The following is a 17,492-nucleotide window of genomic DNA, read 5'->3' as shown; positions in this document are numbered from 1 at the left end:
CGCCCTTTTGATTCAAAATTTGCAGTCGGGAGCGATTATTGATATCTAAATTTCCAGAAAGAACCATATGATGATGATCAACTGGATGATGATTTTGGCTACGGTTCCGCTCAAGAAACCGAATAATGAACCTATTGCTGCTTTGAAGGCGTCCTCAGATGCTCGTTTTTGTACCAGTTCTACGATGATGACGAGAACGAATGGAATAACGAGGATCCCGAACGGCGGAATGATGAATGAACCGACGATAACTCCGATGGCTGCTGCACGTTCGCCCCATTTACTTCCACCGTAACGTTTGACGAAATAACTGTTTGCAATAATATCAGATACGATCAATAAAACGGTGAGGAGAATAGCTCCAATCCAGAAGAAGATCGAAAGCTCACTGCCATCTATAAAGAAAAAGTATGCCAGAAAACCGATCCAAAGCACAAGTGGTGCAGGGATGATCGGGAAAATGACGCTTGCAAAGCTTGCGATGAAACAAGCGATGATGATGACCCAAATTAATATTTCCATAAGCATGAACCTCCTAATATTACGACTCTTTCCATATACGATTGACAAGGATAAAAGTTTCTAAACTTTTTATTAATAGAGAATTCTATTTTCCAAGCATTCATATCTTCTCCAGAAGGAGCTCCATATAGCCAAAAGTTCATCATTTAAAAACCGCCCTCTTAATCCAAGAGAGCGGTTGGTTTTTACATTTGAATTTATCCAGTTCCAACGCCTAGCCCCTCGAGGTCATAAGCAAGCCCTTTGCTGTGGCAAAAAGCGCCACTTCAAAGGTTTGCTTATGCTTGTCGGGGCTGAACGAGGCGTTTCCACACTTAAGTTTATCCAGTTCCCGCGGCCAGACACTCGAGGTCATAAGACAATCAACGGTGTGGAGGAAAAGCGCTCCACTCTGTTGTTTGTCTTATGCTTGTCGTATCTCCCAGGTCGCTTCCACATTTAAATTTATCCAGTTCCAACGCCTAGCCCCTCGAGGTCATAAGCAAGCCCATTGCTGTGGCAAAAAAGCGCCACTTCAAAGGTTTGCTTATGCTTGTCGGGGCTGATTAAGGCGTTATCACACTTAAGTTCACTTCAATCCGAGTTCTTGGCGGTCTGGTGGGGCCATGAATTCTGGACCGATGGAATCATTGATGTGTTTCAGCAGTATTTCGTCAATGTCATGTCTTGTTTGTTCATCAATTGTAAAGCTGTCTACTTCATTAAGCGGATTCAGTTGATCTGGCCGGCGTCCTCCCATTAGGGCGATGCCTGAGCCGGGTTGATCTAAGACCCAACGCAATGCTAGATGCAGAACGTTTTTTCCGAATCGGTTTTCAGCAAGTTGTTCGAGCTCTTGTACTGCGTTCAAGTATTGCTTGAAGCGGGGCTGTTGGAATTTAGGGTCGTTGTTACGCAAGTCGTCTCCTTCAAAATCACGGTCTGAAGACATTTTTCCGGATAAAAGCCCGCGGCAAAGAGAGCCGTATGAGATGGTCGTAATGTCATGATCTTGTACATATGGCAGTGTCTTCGATTCGATATCACGTTCGAATAAGTTGTATGGGGGCTGCAAAGTGTGCAATGGAGCTGCTTCGCGGAAAATGTCCATTTGTTCTGGCGAAAAGTTGCTTACCCCGATGGCTCTGATTTTTCCTTGTTTATATAAATAAGATAAAGCTTCTGCTGTTTCATGAATCGGTGTTACTGGATCCGGCCAGTGGACTTGATAGATGTCGATGTAATCGGTCTTCAAGCGTTTTAACGAATCTTCGACTTCCTGGTGAATGCGTTCTTTACTGGCATTTCGGAAGGGTGTTTCCTCATTCCAGTCCATACCCACCTTCGTTGCTAACAGAAGGTCTTCACGCCGTCCGTATTGCTCGACGGCTTTACCTATGATTTCTTCCGAACGTCCGAAACCATAGACTGGCGCTGTATCAATTAAATTTATACCTTGGTCTAATGCGGAGTGGATGGTTTTTATGGATTGATCTTCATCCGTGCCACCCCACATCCAGCCGCCAATCGCCCAAGTACCGAGTCCGATACGGCTGGCTTCCATTGATGTATTACTGATTTTTATTTTTTCCACTATATCCACCTCCAAAGTAAAACACATTCATATATGTACCCGTTTCATTTTTCACCTAATCATTAACAGGTGTGAACAAATTATCCTATTTTTTGAAAATTACGATATAATAAAGGGAATCAAGTGGAAGGGGTGAGGGGATGGAAACTGCAAGAAAGATCGACCATGAGAAGCAGGGGAAGCGTAGATGGAAAAAAGTCGTTTGGTTAACGGCTGGAATAATCATGATATTAGTGGCAGCTGCCTTTATTTTTGTAAACGTTTACATAAATCGAAGTCTACCCGAAACTTCTGGTGAGGTAAAGTTGGATGGTTTAAGTGCTCCGGTGCAGGTCACTAGGGATGAAGCAGGTGTGCCACATTTGGAAGCTGCGAATGAAAGAGATTTGTTCATGGCACAGGGTTTCGTGCAAGCACAGGACCGGATTTTTCAAATGGAGTTGGCACGCCGGCAGGCTTCTGGGCGATTAAGTGAAGTAGTAGGGGAAAGCACGCTGGAGCAAGACCGCTATTTTAGAACCCTTGGTCTGAGAAGGGCAGCGGAAAAATCACTCTCTTTATATTCTGATGAAGCACTTGAGAGCTTAGAAGCCTTTGCAGATGGCGTCAATGCATTTATTGAAGAAAACCCACTGCCGCCGGAATTCGCGATGATGGGAATTGATCCTGAGCCGTGGGAGCCGATCGACTCGCTGACAATAGGGAAATATATGGCTTTCGATCTGGGTGGGCACTGGGAACGTCAAGCCTTCAACTATCACTTGCTGCAGGAGTTTCCTGAGGAGGAAGCATACGAACTATTCCCCACCTATCCGGAGAATGCACCGTCTGTACTGTCCGATGCAGCTCCTGTTGATATTGAGAAAAGTTTAAGCAACGCTGTCCTCCCTCATGAATTCAATGGCAGCAACAATTGGGTAGTGAGTGGAGATCGTACGGAATCTGGAGCACCGATGCTTGCGGATGACCCTCATCTCGGAATGGCGACACCTTCCATCTGGTATCAAATGGATCTGCATGCGCCCGGGTATCAGGTTTCTGGTGTCATCTTTGCCGGAGTTCCCGGTATCATTCTCGGCCACAATGATGATATAGCCTGGGGCGTTACAAATGTTGGTCCAGATGTCCAGCAGCTTTATATGGAGAAAAGAAACCCTGATAACCCCAACGAATTTTTATATGAAGATGAGTGGGAAGAAGCGGATGTCATCAACGAAACGATCCACGTGAAAGACGGTGATACAGTTGAAATGGAAGTATTAGAGACAAGGCACGGACCAGTCATCAGTGAATTCGCAGAAAAGAGCGGGGAGGAGACTGTTTTATCACTCAGATGGACAGCACTCGATCCGACTACAGAACTTGAAGCTGTGCTTGAAATGAACCGTGCTTCGAACTGGCAGGAGTTTGAACAAGGGTTGGAGAAATTCTTGGCACCTGCCCAGAACTTTGTATTTGCAAGCAAGGATGGCACCATTGCCTATAAAGCGAATGGACGCATCCCGCTCTATGATCAGCCGGATGACGCATTGCTTCCTCTTCGAGGCTGGGAGGCTGAAGATGAATGGAGCGGGTATATCCCTTTTGATGAACTGCCTGAGGTCGTGAATCCAGAGGCTGGTTTTGTCGCGACAGCCAACAATAAAATCACTTCGGAAGATTACCCCTATCATATCAGTCATAACTGGGCACAACCGTATCGATACCAGCGTATTGAAGAGATGTTAGGTGAAAATGATTCCATTACTCCAGAGGATTTTCAGGCTATGCAAATGGATGTAAAAAATTTGCAAGCTGAAGAGTTTCTGAACTTTATGATCGCCCAAGTGAATGAAGACAAGACGGAATTGGAAAAAGAGAGCATAGCCCTCATGAAAGAGTGGAATTTTGAAGATGATCGTGACCTCGCTCAACCACTGATATTCCACCGCTGGATGGGCATTTTAAAGGATGAACTTTACAATGAAGAAATTTCTAAAGAGATGCGCAGCTTTTTTGAAGGGTCCGGACAAACGACGGACGAGTTGCTGCGGAAGGTGAGAAAAGGAGAGGAGTCCTTATGGGTCGAAAAAGCTGGCGGAATCAAGGCTTTGATGACACGTGCCTTCAAGAGTACGATTGCAGAAATATCGGAAGAGTTTGGTGATGACCCTGCAGCATGGACATGGGGAGACTATCATGCAGTCGAGTTTACGCACCCGTTATCGAGCATCGGTTTTCTTGAACGCTTTCTGAATGTGGGGGAACCTTCACCAGTGAGCGGCAGCCGTGTGACGGTCCGGGCAGCCGGATTTAAAAGTGATGGTCTTGTAAATCACGGGGCATCCTGGCGTTTTGTGATAGACATGGAAAATACGGAGGAAGCTTATCATGTGGTCGGCCCTGGCCAGTCCGGTCACTTCCGAAGTGAATGGTATCATGATCAATTGGATAATTGGGTGGAAGGAAGTTATCACCTTACCAAAACAGAGGGATTTGATGGCGAAGAATTGACACTTGAACCTGAATGATCAAAACACCGCTCAGTTCCCTGAGTGGTGTTTTTAATTCAAAATCCTATCATTACTTTCCTTTTTAGCTGCGTAGAGTTACCACATTTAGGGAATGACTAATTAAGTGATTCTAGAATGGAGGGATGGACATGCATGGATTTCACGAGGTTTTCATACAAATTTTATTACTTTTGGCAGTATCCGTATCGGTCATCGCTATTGCAAAACTATTGAAGGAACCGGACTCTATTGCATTGGTCCTTGTAGGACTGGTGCTTGGAATGACGGAACTTCCGCTTATCGAGGAAGCGGAGAGGTACATAACTCAATCGGAGGTCTTCCAGGCGACCATCATCTCGCTTTTCCTTCCGATTTTACTAGGTGATGCAACACTGAAACTGCCTTTTCACGAGCTTTTTCAGCGTAAAAAAACGGTGCTGGGTCTCGCTTTTGTCGGGACATTCATATCAGCGCTTGCCATTGGATCAGCAGCATATTTCCTGTTGGGCCTGCCTCTCGCAGTTGCTTTTACGTTCGCAGCGCTTATGAGTGCAACCGATCCGATCAGTGTGCTATCAATTTTTAAATCATTAGGAGTTCCTAAAAAAATGACGACTGTCATGGAAGGGGAGTCTCTTTTCAATGATGGGATCGCTGTTGTCCTTTTCACGATTGCCAGTGTGTATTTGCTTTCTTACATCGAAATGGGCTGGGCAGGACTTGGGAGCGGATTGTTACTATTTTTGAAATTCGCCCTGGGCGGAGCACTGATTGGTCTCGTTCTCGGCTATATCTTCTCTCAGATCATCCGCATTTTTGATGATTACCCGCTGGAAATCGCCTTCAGTGCACTCCTGTTCTTCGGCAGCTATTTCATTGCGGAGCATTTTCATACTTCAGGTGTTATCGCAGTCGTTGTCGGAGGTTTCATGTTCGGTGACTACGGAGCTAAGATCGGAATGTCGGAAGAAACGAAGACTAATATCAATTCTTTCTGGGATACGATAACGTTGCTTGCCAATGCCCTGATATTCCTGATGGTCGGTCTGGAGATTCGAAATATCGACTTAGCGGGAAATTGGGGTTACATTGTATCAGCAATCGCAATCGTCCTTGTCGGTCGTACACTTGCCGTCTACATTGGAACAGGTTGGGTCAAGGAATTAACATCCAAAGAACGAATACTGATCAACTGGGGCGGGTTGAAAGGAAGTTTATCGGTTGCTCTTGCATTGAGCTTGCCGATGGATTTCAGCGGAAGAGACCAGGTGTTGCTCCTGACGTTTTCAGTCGTCCTGTTTTCCTTGATCGTGCAGGGATTGACTTTAAAACCATTAATTAAAAAGTTGAACTTAACCGAACCTCAAAAATAATGGTTTAACAAATGAAAATGTTCTGGAAGATAATGCTTCTATATCCCAGTGCTGGTAAAGGATTGAGTATTTTTTGAGGTGGAGAAATATCCCATCGGTTTTAATGAGTTTTTTCGATTGACGCACAAAATAATCGCTAATAAAATGTGGTCACGATTCAGAGAAAAGTCTCTGACGTGATCACTTTTTTTATGGAAGGGAGGAGTTCGTCATGCTATATCGTTCCGTGGTTTACTTGGTTGGGATGCTCATCAACTTCTTTGGAGTTGCGCTATTGATCAATGCTACATTAGGCGCTGGATTTTGGACATCATTCTTCATAGGAGTTTCCGATCACCTCGGTTTTACTGTAGGTTTCTGGTACGGGGCCTTTCAATTGGTCATCATATTCATTAACGCGAAATTAATGAAGCAGCTGCCGGAGGTGCGGGCTGTCGTTCCCGTGATTTTAGAAAGTCTGATCTTAGACTTTTGGCTGGAAATCGTTTTTGCGAATGTGGATTTATCAACAGCACCATTTCTGTTACAAGTAACGGCACTGTTTACAGGAGTAGCGATCATCGGATTGGGAGTGGCCATCTATATTCTTCCGCAATTTCCACGTGCACCTGTCGACCAATTGTTCTTAGCTGTCAGTGCTCGCTTCAACTTAAGTATCCAATCAGGTCAAACCGTGGTAGCGGTGATCATGACCTCCCTAGCCTTGCTTGTAGGAGGACCCGTCGGATTAGGAACGGTTGCACCAATGTTGTTCCTTGGTCCTGTTATCCAACTTTGTTATACGAGAGCCTATCCGCTTTATTATAAGCTGCATCCAGATGGTGAACGGGTTTATCAGCAAGCCGTCTGAAGGATGTCTCTCAAGGGACAGGACTACTGATTCCAGGACTGTTTAAGCTGGTGGTGAAAGATAAAAAGGCTGCGAGTCATCTTCAACTCGAAGCCTTTTTTTAATGAAAAATCATCGGTTCAACTCAAAAGAGGAGCGGAGAGGCAAGCAAAACTCCGCATGTTCCCACTTTCCTTAGCTATTTTCATATGGTTCTTCTTAGGTTTATGTAGGTTTGGTATTAAGCTGTTAATTCAATGGATAAATCTGATAGGAAGCACAAAAACATAGCAAAGAGACGAATACAAAGGGATAACCCATCGATTCTTTGTTCGCTTGTAATTGCTCCACACCCATGACCAGCATCAACCCACCCAAGAATAGCATCATAAGCGGCATCAGGGTGAATTTTTTCGTAATTAAAACGTATGCCACTATTAAAAGTAAAAGCACAGATAAGATTTTTCTACTAGCATTCAACAACAGAATCCTTCCTTTCCTCAAATAAGTTGAATTTTGGATGATTCATTATAAAAATGGGTAACCGATCCGTACTAAAAAACTCACTCGCTTTTTTGTAGAGTCCAAGCTGTTTAATCTTCCCTTGTACCTTATCATTTACCCATGCCTTTTCACCAGAAAGAATGGATATTTATGTTAAAATTGACATGACGAATGTTTTTGTTAGGAGGATACCATGTCACAGGAATTGAGAACGAGAGAATCCATTCGAAATGACCTGCTTCAGCTAGGAGTGGAAAAAGGAAGTACCGTGCTTGTTCACTCCTCTTTATCTTCACTAGATTGGGTCAACGGGGGAGCAGTAGCAGTGAATCTGGCGCTGATGGATGTCGTTACAGAAGAAGGGACGATTGTCATGCCGTCTCAATCGGACGATATGTCAGATCCCACTGATTGGAGTCAACCTCCTGTACCTGAAGAATGGGTGCCAGAGATCCTCGAAACGATGCCTGCCTATCATCCAGATTACACACCTGCCAGTCGGATGGGGAAAGTCGTTGAAGTATTCCGTACTTTTCCAGACGTAAGCAGGAGCACCCATCCTCTGTATTCCTTTGCTGCCTGGGGGAAAAATAAAGATGAAATCCTCACTCAACACTCTGCAGAATTCGGCCTCGGCGAGAAATCACCATTGCAAAGGTTATATGATATGGACGCCCATGTGCTTTTCATTGGTTCCGATTTTGATGCCTGCACTTGTTTTCACCTGGCGGAATATCGCCTTCCCAACCAAAAGACAGTTATAAAAGGAGCGCCAGTATTGAAGGATGGCGGACGGGTCTGGCAAAAATTTGAGGATATTGAGTTTCAAGAAGAGCGATTCCAATCCCTTGGAGAAGCCTTTGAACAAGTGAAGCATGTGACAAAAGGGCAGGTGGGATCAGCTGAATGCCGCTTGTTCTCCATACAGGAAGCGGTCGATTACGCCGAAGCGTGGCTGAATTTCCACATTTTCCAGGAGGCCGATTAATGTTCTTCCAGTTGTTTCGTTTATAATCAAAAGGCGTGCATCGCATTTTTCAACAAATATTTTTAGTATGTTGAATTCAAGTCATAATCGCTGAAAGCACAGTGCTTTCAGCTTTTTTATTAGGTTATTTATAGAATGGGATTTTCTTTATTGTCATACACACATAAGTACAACTAATAAACGAAGACTTGGTCTTAGCAAAAAGCACGATTAAGACAAAATAGGCACTACCAAATTTTACAGGAAAAAAGTTCACTTAGATTCGCTTTAATTATTGTCATTAACAAATAATACATAATGAACATTTTTCAATGGAATCGAAAAAATAATGAAGAGAAGGAGTGGTTTCCATGGTGCGTCTTGCTTTCATTTTTTTGGGAATTATCCTGCTCCTCGTATGTAATCTACCTATAACCTCACATGCAGCTTCATCCCATTACCCTTTACAGATAAAATTCCCTGAATACATGCTCTATCAAGGGCAGGTAGAACAAAAAGTCATAGCTTTAACGTTCGATGATGGGCCAGACCAACGCTACACGCCTGAAATTTTAGATATTTTAAAGAAACACGATGTTAAAGCCACCTTTTTCTTAATGGGGTCACGGGTAGCCAAACATTCCGGTGTAGCACAAAGAATCGCAGCTGAAGGACATGCAATCGGGAATCATACGTATTGGCACCCTAACTTGGCAGAATCAAATATTCGGAATATGGAATGGGAAATATCAAAGACCCAAGAACAAATCCTGAAAGCTACAGGGGAAGAAACCCACTGGTTTAGAGCTCCGTATGGTGCATTGAATGAAAAACAGGTTTTGATGCTGGGGAACTTGAATTACAAAGGAATTGGTTGGTCAATTGATACGCAGGATTGGAGAGCCCCTGGAAAAGAATCTATAAAGGACGAGGTAATTAGTAAAATACACCCTGGGGCGATTATATTAATGCATAATGCCGGACATTGGACACAAGATTTAAGCGGCACAGTGGATTCGGTTGACGAGCTAATACCTCTTCTGAAAAGTCTTGGTTATCAATTCGTTACGGTGCCTCAAATGTGGGAAATCAATAATGGTCGTTAAAGTTCCTATAGAATAATTACTCCTCTGAAAAATAAGAGCAACTCTCTTTAATAGTGAGAGGTTGCTCTTTACCATGTCCGTTAATTGGACCATATCATTTTGTGTTAAAACTCCTCCTCGTAATGAAGTTCTCTCTAGCAGCTCCATTTCTCTCACGATAAGTCCTTTCCAATAATAATTCTGATGTTCAACTTTTTCATTGTTGTAAAAAGTGATCTAAATGAAAAGAATATCCGATAGCTGAATAGATCGCTTACCCACTCAAATAGTCGAGCACGAAACATTTGTGTGCTACGATATCAATACCAACCAACTAAAGGAGTATGCTATGACTAAGGGTGATCAAAAACTATATCACCAGATGCTGCATGGCGATAAACAAGCCTTAGAGGAGATTTATGAAAAATATGAAAAACTCCTTTACTCATTTGCCATCAAGCTTTCTGGGGATTCACAACTAGCCGAAGAAGTATTGCAGGAAGTCTTTATAAAAATCTGGACCAAAAAAGCAGTCTATGAAGAGGGAAAAGGGAAGTTTTCCTCTTGGATTGTGACAATCACTCGATATACTTGTATCGATCTAATAAGAAAAAGGAAAAAGAACACCGTTGCTTTTGAGGAAGAGCGTGACGAAATTCACCAGGAAACACCTTCCACAGAAAATTTAGCTGAATGGCGGGAAGAAGGGGCATCCGTGCGCCAGGCGGTGAAGAAACTCTCTAATGAGCAGCGGGTGATGGTCGACTGCTTTTACTTTAAAGGAATGGCACATAGAGAGATCGCAGAAAAATGCGAGCTGCCATTAGGAACGGTTAAAGGGAGACTGAGACTTGCGTTGAAGCATTTACGAAAAGAGTTACACCAAATCAGGGAGAAAGGGGGCATCCATGATGCATAACGAATGCGATAAAGTCATTGATTATTTCAACGATCAACTTACAGAACAAGAGAAATCAGAATTTGAGCGCCATTTGGAAAGTTGTGATGACTGTAAAGAGGAGTTAGCCGAATTGCAAGAGCTGACCGCGGACTTGCCATTTGCTGCTGATCCTGTCGATCCCCCTTCTTCCATGAAAGATCGAGTGTTAGGGAATGTTTTTGCAGAAGAGCAGCCGTCAGAAGATGATCAGGAGCATGAGACAACACCTGAAAATAATAAGGATAAAGACAATGTAGTCTCCGTACCTGTGAAAAATAAAAGAAAACGTCCATGGATGGTACCTGCCTTAGCTGCAGCATTATTGTTGTCCGTTGCAGGTAATGTTTATACGATCATTCAGTCAGAAAATGAAGTCGCAGGACCGGTGGATGAAGATCCTGGTGAAGAAGAGCCGGACGATCAAGTCCTCCAACGTGTCCAGTTGCAAAGTGAAGACAACTCAATGAGTGGTACAGCTGCTATGCTTGATGATAAAGAAGAAAAATTGCTGGTCGTTCAAGCAGAGAATCTTACCCCGCTTGAGCAGAATGAAGTCTATCAAGTGTGGTTGTTGAAAGGTGATCAACCCTATCCAGCCGGTTCCTTTTTATCGAACCAAAACGGTGAAGGGGCTGTAGCATTTCCGATGCAGCAATTGGAAAATGTGGAAGGGGGAGAATGGGACGCTGTCGCCATTTCAAAAGAGCCTGGACCAAATAGTCAGACCCCTCAAGGAGAAGTCCTTATGAGCGCAGGTTTGTAAAAGAAAGCTGACTCTTTGATGAGTCAGCTTTTTTAGTGGATAAGAAATTATAAAATACTATTCTAGGGGGATTTTGTGAATGAGGGCAGGAAACTATTCATTCTTCTTACTTTGCTGGAGTAACTTTGATTCTCCTTTTTCCCAACTTTCAACTTGTTGAATCGCCGTGTCAGGGGGGAATCCTTGCCCGACTAACACCCCGGCTAATATATATTCCTGGAATAAATGTGTTAAGTTGATGCCTTCATCCACCTCTTCAAGTGCCTTGTCTACTAATGGTTGAATATATGAGACCCATTGATCTGGGAGAGATTGTTCTCTAAACAAACCATTATTTCCCTGGCATCCGTGAATGCAATATCGCCAGCCGGCTGTTCCTGGACGGAAACCTAATTTATAACAACGGTCCCGGCACACCTGTTCATTCGGGTTGTCGGGATTATTTTGGAAATGACCGGGAGTTTGCTGAATGACAGGCATGTGTCCATGGGGATAGTTATACCAATAAGGATGATGCATGGATCTTCACTCCTTTGGCTCATACTTCATCCTATTGTATGTAATATTGGGCGGGTTGTGATGCAACGGGTTAAGAAGGGTTATACAAAAATCAGTCCCATAAGCAATGTCCTTGCTTATGGGACTGATTTATTTATCGTATGCTGCGTTAGAGTTCGCAGGTGGCCATAAGAGGAAGTGAATGAACACATTTTATTCTTCTCTTCGCAGAGGGAGGGTACAACAGCGAAAAGAGCCTCCGGATTTAATGATTTCAGAAAATTCAACAGGAATGACATGGAATCCTTTTGAATGCAAAATCCTGTTCAATCTTTCATTCATAGGAAGGCTGATGATTTTTCCTTGTCCGATAGAGAGGACATTTGGTCCCATTCGAAACTGTTCTTCATTTGTAACTGGAATCAAATGATAGGAGGATTTTAACTTTTCAAAATCATTCGAAGTAAAAGCCGGAGGATGAACAAGTGCTACCCCTTCCCCGATTATATTAAAAACACAATCAAGATGGAGGATGTCATCATTCAAGGTTAAGGGCTCAACTTGTAAAGAAGGGAGACGTGTTTGAAGCTCATCCACAGCTCTGGCAGACGTTCGACCACTCCTTCCAACCCAGATGGTTGATCCATCCACCATCACATCACCGCCTTCAATCGAACCAGTGAACACATTTTCCAATGAGATCTTGTTATCATGAAGCCATGGTTCCAGGCGTGTGGTCTCCTTTTCCCGAACTTGTTCATTCATTGAACCGAGGAAGAGGTCATTATGAATTACAAATGCGATGTCTCTCGTAAAAACCTGTTCAGGTAAATCAGACACCGCGGGAAGTTCAAGCACTTCAACATCATTTTTTTCTAAGATATCAACAAACTCTTCATGCTGCTGCATAGCCAGAGGGATATTAATGTTGTTTCTTTTGTAATACTTTTGCGTTTCATTGATCACTTCGGTTATCTTCATGAACGATGGCTTTACAACCAGAACTCTGCTGAGAGGAGAGTATTCTGTCCTACAATGAACCTTATTGTCGGTTGGTGTTTCTTGCATTTCCACTACCCCCATTTTATCGTTAATGTAGCATTCCCCGATAACTAAATTGTAAAACCTTCCAAAGGAGATAAGTTAAAGGGACCCTTTCATCTGAACGAGGGAGGTATGCGTTTACGCACCAAAATATGACACTTTTACCCTTTATATATAACGCGGATAAGAAACTTTCCACCAGATGGACTTAATGTAAAAAAATACAATTTTCGAAATAATGGGATTTGCACTGTAAAGCCTGGTTATTGGGCGGGGATATTATTGAGGAAAGAAATATATTTATCCGTGTTTCAGTATGATTTGTTTTTCTTGTTATATATCACCATTGACGGGATTTTGAACTCCATGTTCAGCATCAGTTCCGAATTTTACCCATATAGGTATTATTTGTACATCCTTGAATTCATCGGGATAGTAGTAATCATCTGTATCCTTCCGACAATCAGAAATCACATAAAGAATACCTTGAAACCAACTGTACTAAAAGGGGCCCCTACCTATATATGGCTTTTCCTATCATTAATCATGTTATTCATTTGTAGAGAATTCATATTTTCCTTAGAAGTTTTATTCGATGATCATTTTTTGGCTTTATATGAATTTGGACAACGTGATGAAACACCTGTCTATTTAATAAGTGTCATTCTCTTCGTACCGATTTATGAGGAAATCATCTACCGAGGAATCATTTAGCATGGGCTGACAAAAAGGCTAGGAAGCCTAATGGGAATTATTCTTTCTTCTCTATTGTTCGGGGTGATCCATGGCGATTATCTAGTTTTCGGATTCATCATGGGGGTTACATTCGGAGTTGTTTACCATTACTAAAAGTCCCTTCTCGTATCCATTATTTTACACATCTTTTGAAATATCATCGCAAGTTTTTAATCAAGTTTTCGATAATCTAAATGAAAGGGCCATGCTTTCTTAAATGAGACGAACTGAAAAGGGGGGAGAACCTTGTTTAACAGAAATCGTTTATTGATATTAACCGGGTCATTAGCGATCTTTTTTTCAAGTGGTGCTTTGCTAACGAAACATGAGGAAGTTCTGCTTGAGCCGATTGTCCAGGGAAACTTCGGTTTTGTCACTGTATTTATGGCAAGTGCTGGAGTCACTGCTTATCGTAAAAAAAGGAAGGGAAGAGGTTCATTTTTTACTTTTGTAACTCTATTCCTTACTATGGTCGCGGAGCGCTTTAATAAAGATGATTGGTATAAAAAGATTGAGTGACAAGGGGGATATTAGTGGAATTAGTATTTATCAGGCATGGTCAAGGGGAGCACACAACACATTTACCTCAAAGCTTACATACTTCAGATCCTGAATTGACACAGGAAGGAATCAAACAAGCAAGTATGCTCAGAAAAAAATTTCCTGTATCAGAGAAAGATCTCATAGTGATCAGCCCTCTGCGTAGAACTTTGCAAACCGCCAGGATATGGACGCAAGTGGTAAACTGCCATAAAGTTGTAAGTCCATTCGTATCTCCAAGAATGTTTCCGCAAAATCCGGAATGGCATACCCTTCCTTGTGATCAACTTCTGAATATGAATCAGATCAAAACTGATTTTCCCGACTTTCACATTGATGATACCTTGCCATATGTATGGCAGCAGGGGATAAACACTTTACCCAAAGAGGAATTTGCATCACTGGCTGAAAGGTTTCTTGTATGGTGTGAAGAACAGCAGAGGGAGAGGATATATATCGTTACCCATGACGGAACGATGACATCCTATAAACAGTTCATAAGTGGTGCGAAGCATTCCAGAGATGACTTTCCAGGAGAAACGGGATGGATTAAAGTCCAGTTTTAAGCGTAGTTGTCCAGAAATGTCTCGAAACTGAGTCTTCAGCTAAAGGGCAGGTTTGTGGAAGACTCAGTTTCGAGATAAATGTATCAATTAAGGCTTTTTTTAATTTATATAGCGATAGAGATATGTGGTATTATTAGGTTAGAAAATAATGGAAGGTGTGAGGTTGATGGAATTTAGTCAAAAAGAAATTAAGAGGGCGATTAGAGATTTCGAAAAGACAATTCACTCTCTTCAATATGCTGGACACAAAGTATATTCCACACGCGTGAAGGAACTTATAGGGTTAATCAAACAGAATAAAGTAATAAATTCGATTGTTGGTCCATATTTGGTTATGGATATTGACTTTGAGAGCATCGAAAATTCGTCAGGTGGTTGGTTTGAATTGCAATTACCAGAAGAAAAAGATTTGCAGATTGCTTACGTCTTACAAGTTATGAAACGTGCCTCAGAAGGTGAATTTAATATAGAAACTTATGCTTTAAACATATTTGTCGCAAAAAAGCTTAATGAAAATATTAGACTATGGAATGAACAGATTCTTTTTCCATGTTTAGATAACTTGATGGATAAGTTAAATGATTTGATAGAAGATGAAGTAGAAGGCAAAGATCATATAGAGTCTGGATCTTTACAGGTTATAAATTATGGAAGTATATCTGCTGATCACGGAAATGTCGCTCTGGGAGAAAATATTACACAGACTTTAAAGGTAGGAGAGTTGTCTGACGAAATTGTAAAGAAAGCTATAGAACAGGGTATCATTGATCAATCTCAAGTAAATTAAGTAAAGGCAACAACTAATGAGATCCAAGATGAATTGGAGAAGACAAATCCTTCTGAAAATAATCTTCAAAGGCTTGCTTCAAGTATTTATGATATAGGATCAAAAGGTTTATTAAGCTTATCAACTAACGTCATAAATAACCCAAAGTGGGGAGAGGCTGTAACGAGCTTCTTATTAGGATTAGTATAAGAGGGGAAAGTTAGAGATGAAAAAGTTAAAGTGCATTTATAGTATTCTAATGAAGCTGGACCAAAGAGGAAAAATAGTACAAAGTGATTTTGACATAGATAAAGAAGAATGGGGCGATATAGCAGAACTTATTCTTGACGAAGGACTTGCTAAAGGTATCTCAGTTACAAGGGGTGGTCAAGGTAATAAAGTACAATCAGTATGGTACGATAATGCAAAAATAACATTAGATGGACTGAGGTTTTTAGAAGACAATGATGCTTATTCTTTAGAATGACTGAACAGCAAAAGCTGAAGATCGTATTGAAGATCTTCAGCTTTTGCGTTTATTCAAGAAACGGGGCTATACTTCAATAAGAATTTATTATGTTTTATGGAAAACCTTATCTTTGTGGAACATTGGGGGGATGACATTGAAAAGGTATTTTATTAATGATGGAGAAATTAATGTCCATGTAACAGAATGGGGCAAAAAAAGTGGGCCTGTCATTTTTTGCTTACATGGCTTGGGTAGTACCAGCCTAAGTTTTATTGAAATCGCTGAAGAGTTAAAGAATGATTTTAGAATAATAAGCATAGATGCACCTGGCCATGGGAAGACCGATCCATTTAACAATAGCGAAAAGTACGATACGCCAGTTTTGGCAAATTGGCTGGACCAAGTGATTGAAATATTGAAAATTAGAGAGTTTTACTTTCTGACACATTCATGGGGGAGTTTTGTTGCCTTATATTATTTGTTGGAGCATTCAGAAAAAGTGATGGATACAATACTTATCGATGGTGGGTATCAAACGAAGAGAAGAAGGGCTAGCACAGTGGAAGAAGAAGTAAAATATTATGAGAAAGATTTTGAAGAGCATGTAGAAACCTGGGAAGAGTTCTTGGAAGTTGCTGTTTATGGAGAATCCAGAAGAACATCCTTATTAGATCTTGCTGCACAAGATTTAGCACTCGAAAAGAACAATAGATACTATTGGCATGCAAGAGGTGAAACGGCCGGCAATATTATCAAAGGCATGCACAAACATGAAACCGAGGATATCTATGAAAAACTTCCACATAACCTTAAGATTTTATTACTTAGAGCTACTCTTCCGCAATCAGAAGATGGTTATAGGGACTTAACTATGAGCATATTTCAGCAAAAAACTGGTGCAGATACAAAGAAAATCCCTAACACTTCCCACATGTTACATTGGGACAATCCAGATATTGTAGTAAAGGAAATAAAGAGAAGGTGGCAGTAGGAGATTGTAATAAGTAATCAAGTGTTAGCTAGAAATCTGCTTCAACATATCTTGAAGTCAAGTCTTTCGTTAACTGGGGCGATTGCTCAATAGAGTAATCACCCCTTATTACATAAGAGCAAGGAATATCGGGACATTTACTTTTATACTGACTAGGTAGAATTGTTGAATAAGTGATTTGAAACATTCTGCTTTTTAAAACGTAATTATTATTACAGGAGGTTTTATTATTCTTAAAAAAACATTAGGTGTATCTGCTGTAATTTTAGGTATGATGGTTTTGCTTTATTTAATGGTCAATAGTTATCATGACTATCAGATAGCAGCGGAGAGAGCGTCAGATAAAACACTCACTCTTCTAATGACAACGTCTTTATGGGCATTTTTATTTGGAGTTTTGATGGAGTGGAAAGCATTATATAATATTATTTTTAATAAGCGGATTAAATTGAATTGGCTACTTATCCCAGCCGTTCTGTTAGCCATTATAAGCTTTATTCCTAGAGTGTATTGGGTGAAATGGTTTAGCAATGATATTCCGTTTTTTATTGAAATGTTTTTATTGCCAGAAACTCAAATTCTTCTTACAGCATTTTCAGGTCTTTTATTTATTCGGTCAATTGATGGAAAACAGAATTAAGGTTCTCAACTAACTTATACGTTAGTTTAATATCTGCTCCAATGTATCTTGAGATCTATTCTTCCAGGAAAGACCAGCTATAAAATGTCAAGTAACTAAATAGATGTTTCTTGTGTACTCATCGAAATGAAATTTGGCATGCCAAATAAACCTCACTTATGTAATTATTAAAACGACAAAAGTCGTTAGTCTTCA

Annotated in this window: 20 protein-coding genes; 15 read left to right on the top strand and 5 right to left on the bottom strand. The window is 41.3% G+C overall.

The genetic code is table 11. From position 1 onward, the window contains the following. Positions 1-45 precede the first annotated feature (45 nt). Both ACTWPX_RS16870 and ACTWPX_RS16865 read right to left on the bottom strand, forming a co-directional pair. A complete protein-coding gene (locus tag ACTWPX_RS16870; RefSeq protein WP_128523089.1) occupies positions 46-522 on the bottom strand; it encodes a DUF456 domain-containing protein in 477 nt (158 codons plus the stop codon). 568 nt (positions 523-1,090) lie between these two features. Beyond that, positions 1,091-2,095 (bottom strand): aldo/keto reductase, encoded by a 1,005-nt coding sequence (locus ACTWPX_RS16865; RefSeq protein WP_443120743.1) that lies wholly within the window; start codon positions 2,093-2,095, stop codon positions 1,091-1,093. 140 nt (positions 2,096-2,235) lie between these two features. Here ACTWPX_RS16865 and ACTWPX_RS16860 point away from each other — a divergent pair, with 140 nt between their 5' ends. The 3 genes from ACTWPX_RS16860 to ACTWPX_RS16850 all read left to right on the top strand — a co-directional run bounded on the left by ACTWPX_RS16860 (position 2,236) and on the right by ACTWPX_RS16850 (position 6,810). Beyond that, entirely contained in the window at positions 2,236-4,605 is a 2,370-nt protein-coding gene (locus ACTWPX_RS16860) for a penicillin acylase family protein (protein ID WP_443120742.1), read from the top strand. Between the two features lie 131 nt (positions 4,606-4,736). After that, positions 4,737-5,960, top strand: coding sequence for a cation:proton antiporter (locus ACTWPX_RS16855; protein ID WP_443120741.1), 1,224 nt, complete (start codon positions 4,737-4,739; stop codon positions 5,958-5,960). 211 nt (positions 5,961-6,171) lie between these two features. Continuing rightward, on the top strand, positions 6,172-6,810 hold the full coding sequence (locus ACTWPX_RS16850; protein ID WP_281975227.1) for a YczE/YyaS/YitT family protein: 639 nt from the start codon (positions 6,172-6,174) through the stop codon (positions 6,808-6,810). Positions 6,811-7,038: 228 nt separating this feature from the next. Here the strand turns inward: ACTWPX_RS16850 and ACTWPX_RS16845 are convergent, their stop codons facing one another. After that, complete coding sequence (locus ACTWPX_RS16845; protein WP_443120740.1) at positions 7,039-7,272, bottom strand: DUF3953 domain-containing protein; 234 nt, start codon at positions 7,270-7,272, stop codon at positions 7,039-7,041. A gap of 214 nt (positions 7,273-7,486) precedes the next feature. On the opposite strand from ACTWPX_RS16845, the gene ACTWPX_RS16840 reads away from it, so the two are divergent. From ACTWPX_RS16840 to ACTWPX_RS16825, 4 genes are all read left to right on the top strand, one after another. Then, the gene (locus ACTWPX_RS16840) at positions 7,487-8,281 is read left to right on the top strand and encodes an aminoglycoside N(3)-acetyltransferase (protein WP_443120739.1); all 795 of its coding nucleotides are present in this window, start codon (positions 7,487-7,489) and stop codon (positions 8,279-8,281) included. Between the two features lie 350 nt (positions 8,282-8,631). Then, positions 8,632-9,366 carry a polysaccharide deacetylase family protein gene (locus ACTWPX_RS16835; protein ID WP_443120738.1) on the top strand — a complete coding sequence of 245 codons (735 nt, stop codon included), beginning with the start codon at positions 8,632-8,634 and terminating at the stop codon, positions 9,364-9,366. Positions 9,367-9,694: 328 nt separating this feature from the next. Further along, positions 9,695-10,264: an RNA polymerase sigma factor gene (locus ACTWPX_RS16830; RefSeq protein WP_443120737.1), complete on the top strand. Its 570-nt coding sequence runs from the start codon at positions 9,695-9,697 to the stop codon at positions 10,262-10,264. Continuing rightward, complete coding sequence (locus ACTWPX_RS16825; RefSeq protein WP_443120736.1) at positions 10,257-11,048, top strand: anti-sigma factor domain-containing protein; 792 nt, start codon at positions 10,257-10,259, stop codon at positions 11,046-11,048. Before ACTWPX_RS16830 ends, ACTWPX_RS16825 begins: the two co-directional genes overlap by 8 nt. A 93-nt stretch (positions 11,049-11,141) precedes the next feature. Here the strand turns inward: ACTWPX_RS16825 and ACTWPX_RS16820 are convergent, their stop codons facing one another. Both ACTWPX_RS16820 and ACTWPX_RS16815 read right to left on the bottom strand, forming a co-directional pair. Continuing rightward, positions 11,142-11,567, bottom strand: coding sequence for a hypothetical protein (locus tag ACTWPX_RS16820; RefSeq protein ID WP_443120735.1), 426 nt, complete (start codon positions 11,565-11,567; stop codon positions 11,142-11,144). 192 nt (positions 11,568-11,759) lie between these two features. Next, positions 11,760-12,614: a dimethylarginine dimethylaminohydrolase family protein gene (locus ACTWPX_RS16815; protein ID WP_443120734.1), complete on the bottom strand. Its 855-nt coding sequence runs from the start codon at positions 12,612-12,614 to the stop codon at positions 11,760-11,762. 258 nt (positions 12,615-12,872) lie between these two features. Between ACTWPX_RS16815 and ACTWPX_RS16810 the strand changes: the two genes are divergently transcribed. From ACTWPX_RS16810 to ACTWPX_RS16775, 8 genes are all read left to right on the top strand, one after another. Next, positions 12,873-13,304: a hypothetical protein gene (locus ACTWPX_RS16810; RefSeq protein WP_443120733.1), complete on the top strand. Its 432-nt coding sequence runs from the start codon at positions 12,873-12,875 to the stop codon at positions 13,302-13,304. A 6-nt stretch (positions 13,305-13,310) separates the two neighbouring features. Beyond that, positions 13,311-13,439 carry a CPBP family glutamic-type intramembrane protease gene (locus ACTWPX_RS16805; RefSeq protein WP_443120855.1) on the top strand — a complete coding sequence of 43 codons (129 nt, stop codon included), beginning with the start codon at positions 13,311-13,313 and terminating at the stop codon, positions 13,437-13,439. A 132-nt stretch (positions 13,440-13,571) separates the two neighbouring features. Further along, the gene (locus ACTWPX_RS16800; RefSeq protein ID WP_443120732.1) at positions 13,572-13,844 is read left to right on the top strand and encodes a hypothetical protein; all 273 of its coding nucleotides are present in this window, start codon (positions 13,572-13,574) and stop codon (positions 13,842-13,844) included. A 14-nt stretch (positions 13,845-13,858) separates the two neighbouring features. Further along, the gene (locus ACTWPX_RS16795; RefSeq protein ID WP_443120731.1) at positions 13,859-14,431 is read left to right on the top strand and encodes a histidine phosphatase family protein; all 573 of its coding nucleotides are present in this window, start codon (positions 13,859-13,861) and stop codon (positions 14,429-14,431) included. Positions 14,432-14,597: 166 nt separating this feature from the next. Beyond that, positions 14,598-15,218: a hypothetical protein gene (locus ACTWPX_RS16790; protein WP_443120730.1), complete on the top strand. Its 621-nt coding sequence runs from the start codon at positions 14,598-14,600 to the stop codon at positions 15,216-15,218. Positions 15,219-15,423: 205 nt separating this feature from the next. Next, positions 15,424-15,684, top strand: a complete 261-nt coding sequence (locus tag ACTWPX_RS16785; protein WP_443120729.1) for a YjcQ family protein — start codon at positions 15,424-15,426, stop codon at positions 15,682-15,684. A gap of 136 nt (positions 15,685-15,820) precedes the next feature. Next, entirely contained in the window at positions 15,821-16,657 is an 837-nt protein-coding gene (locus ACTWPX_RS16780) for an alpha/beta fold hydrolase (RefSeq protein WP_443120728.1), read from the top strand. A gap of 280 nt (positions 16,658-16,937) precedes the next feature. Then, positions 16,938-17,297 (top strand): hypothetical protein, encoded by a 360-nt coding sequence (locus ACTWPX_RS16775; protein ID WP_443120727.1) that lies wholly within the window; start codon positions 16,938-16,940, stop codon positions 17,295-17,297. Positions 17,298-17,492 lie beyond the last annotated feature (195 nt).

The organism is Halobacillus sp. H74 (genome assembly GCF_052246715.1).
Classification (GTDB): domain Bacteria; phylum Bacillota; class Bacilli; order Bacillales; family Halobacillaceae; genus Halobacillus; species Halobacillus litoralis_A.
This window is presented reverse-complemented; position numbering and strand designations above follow the sequence as displayed.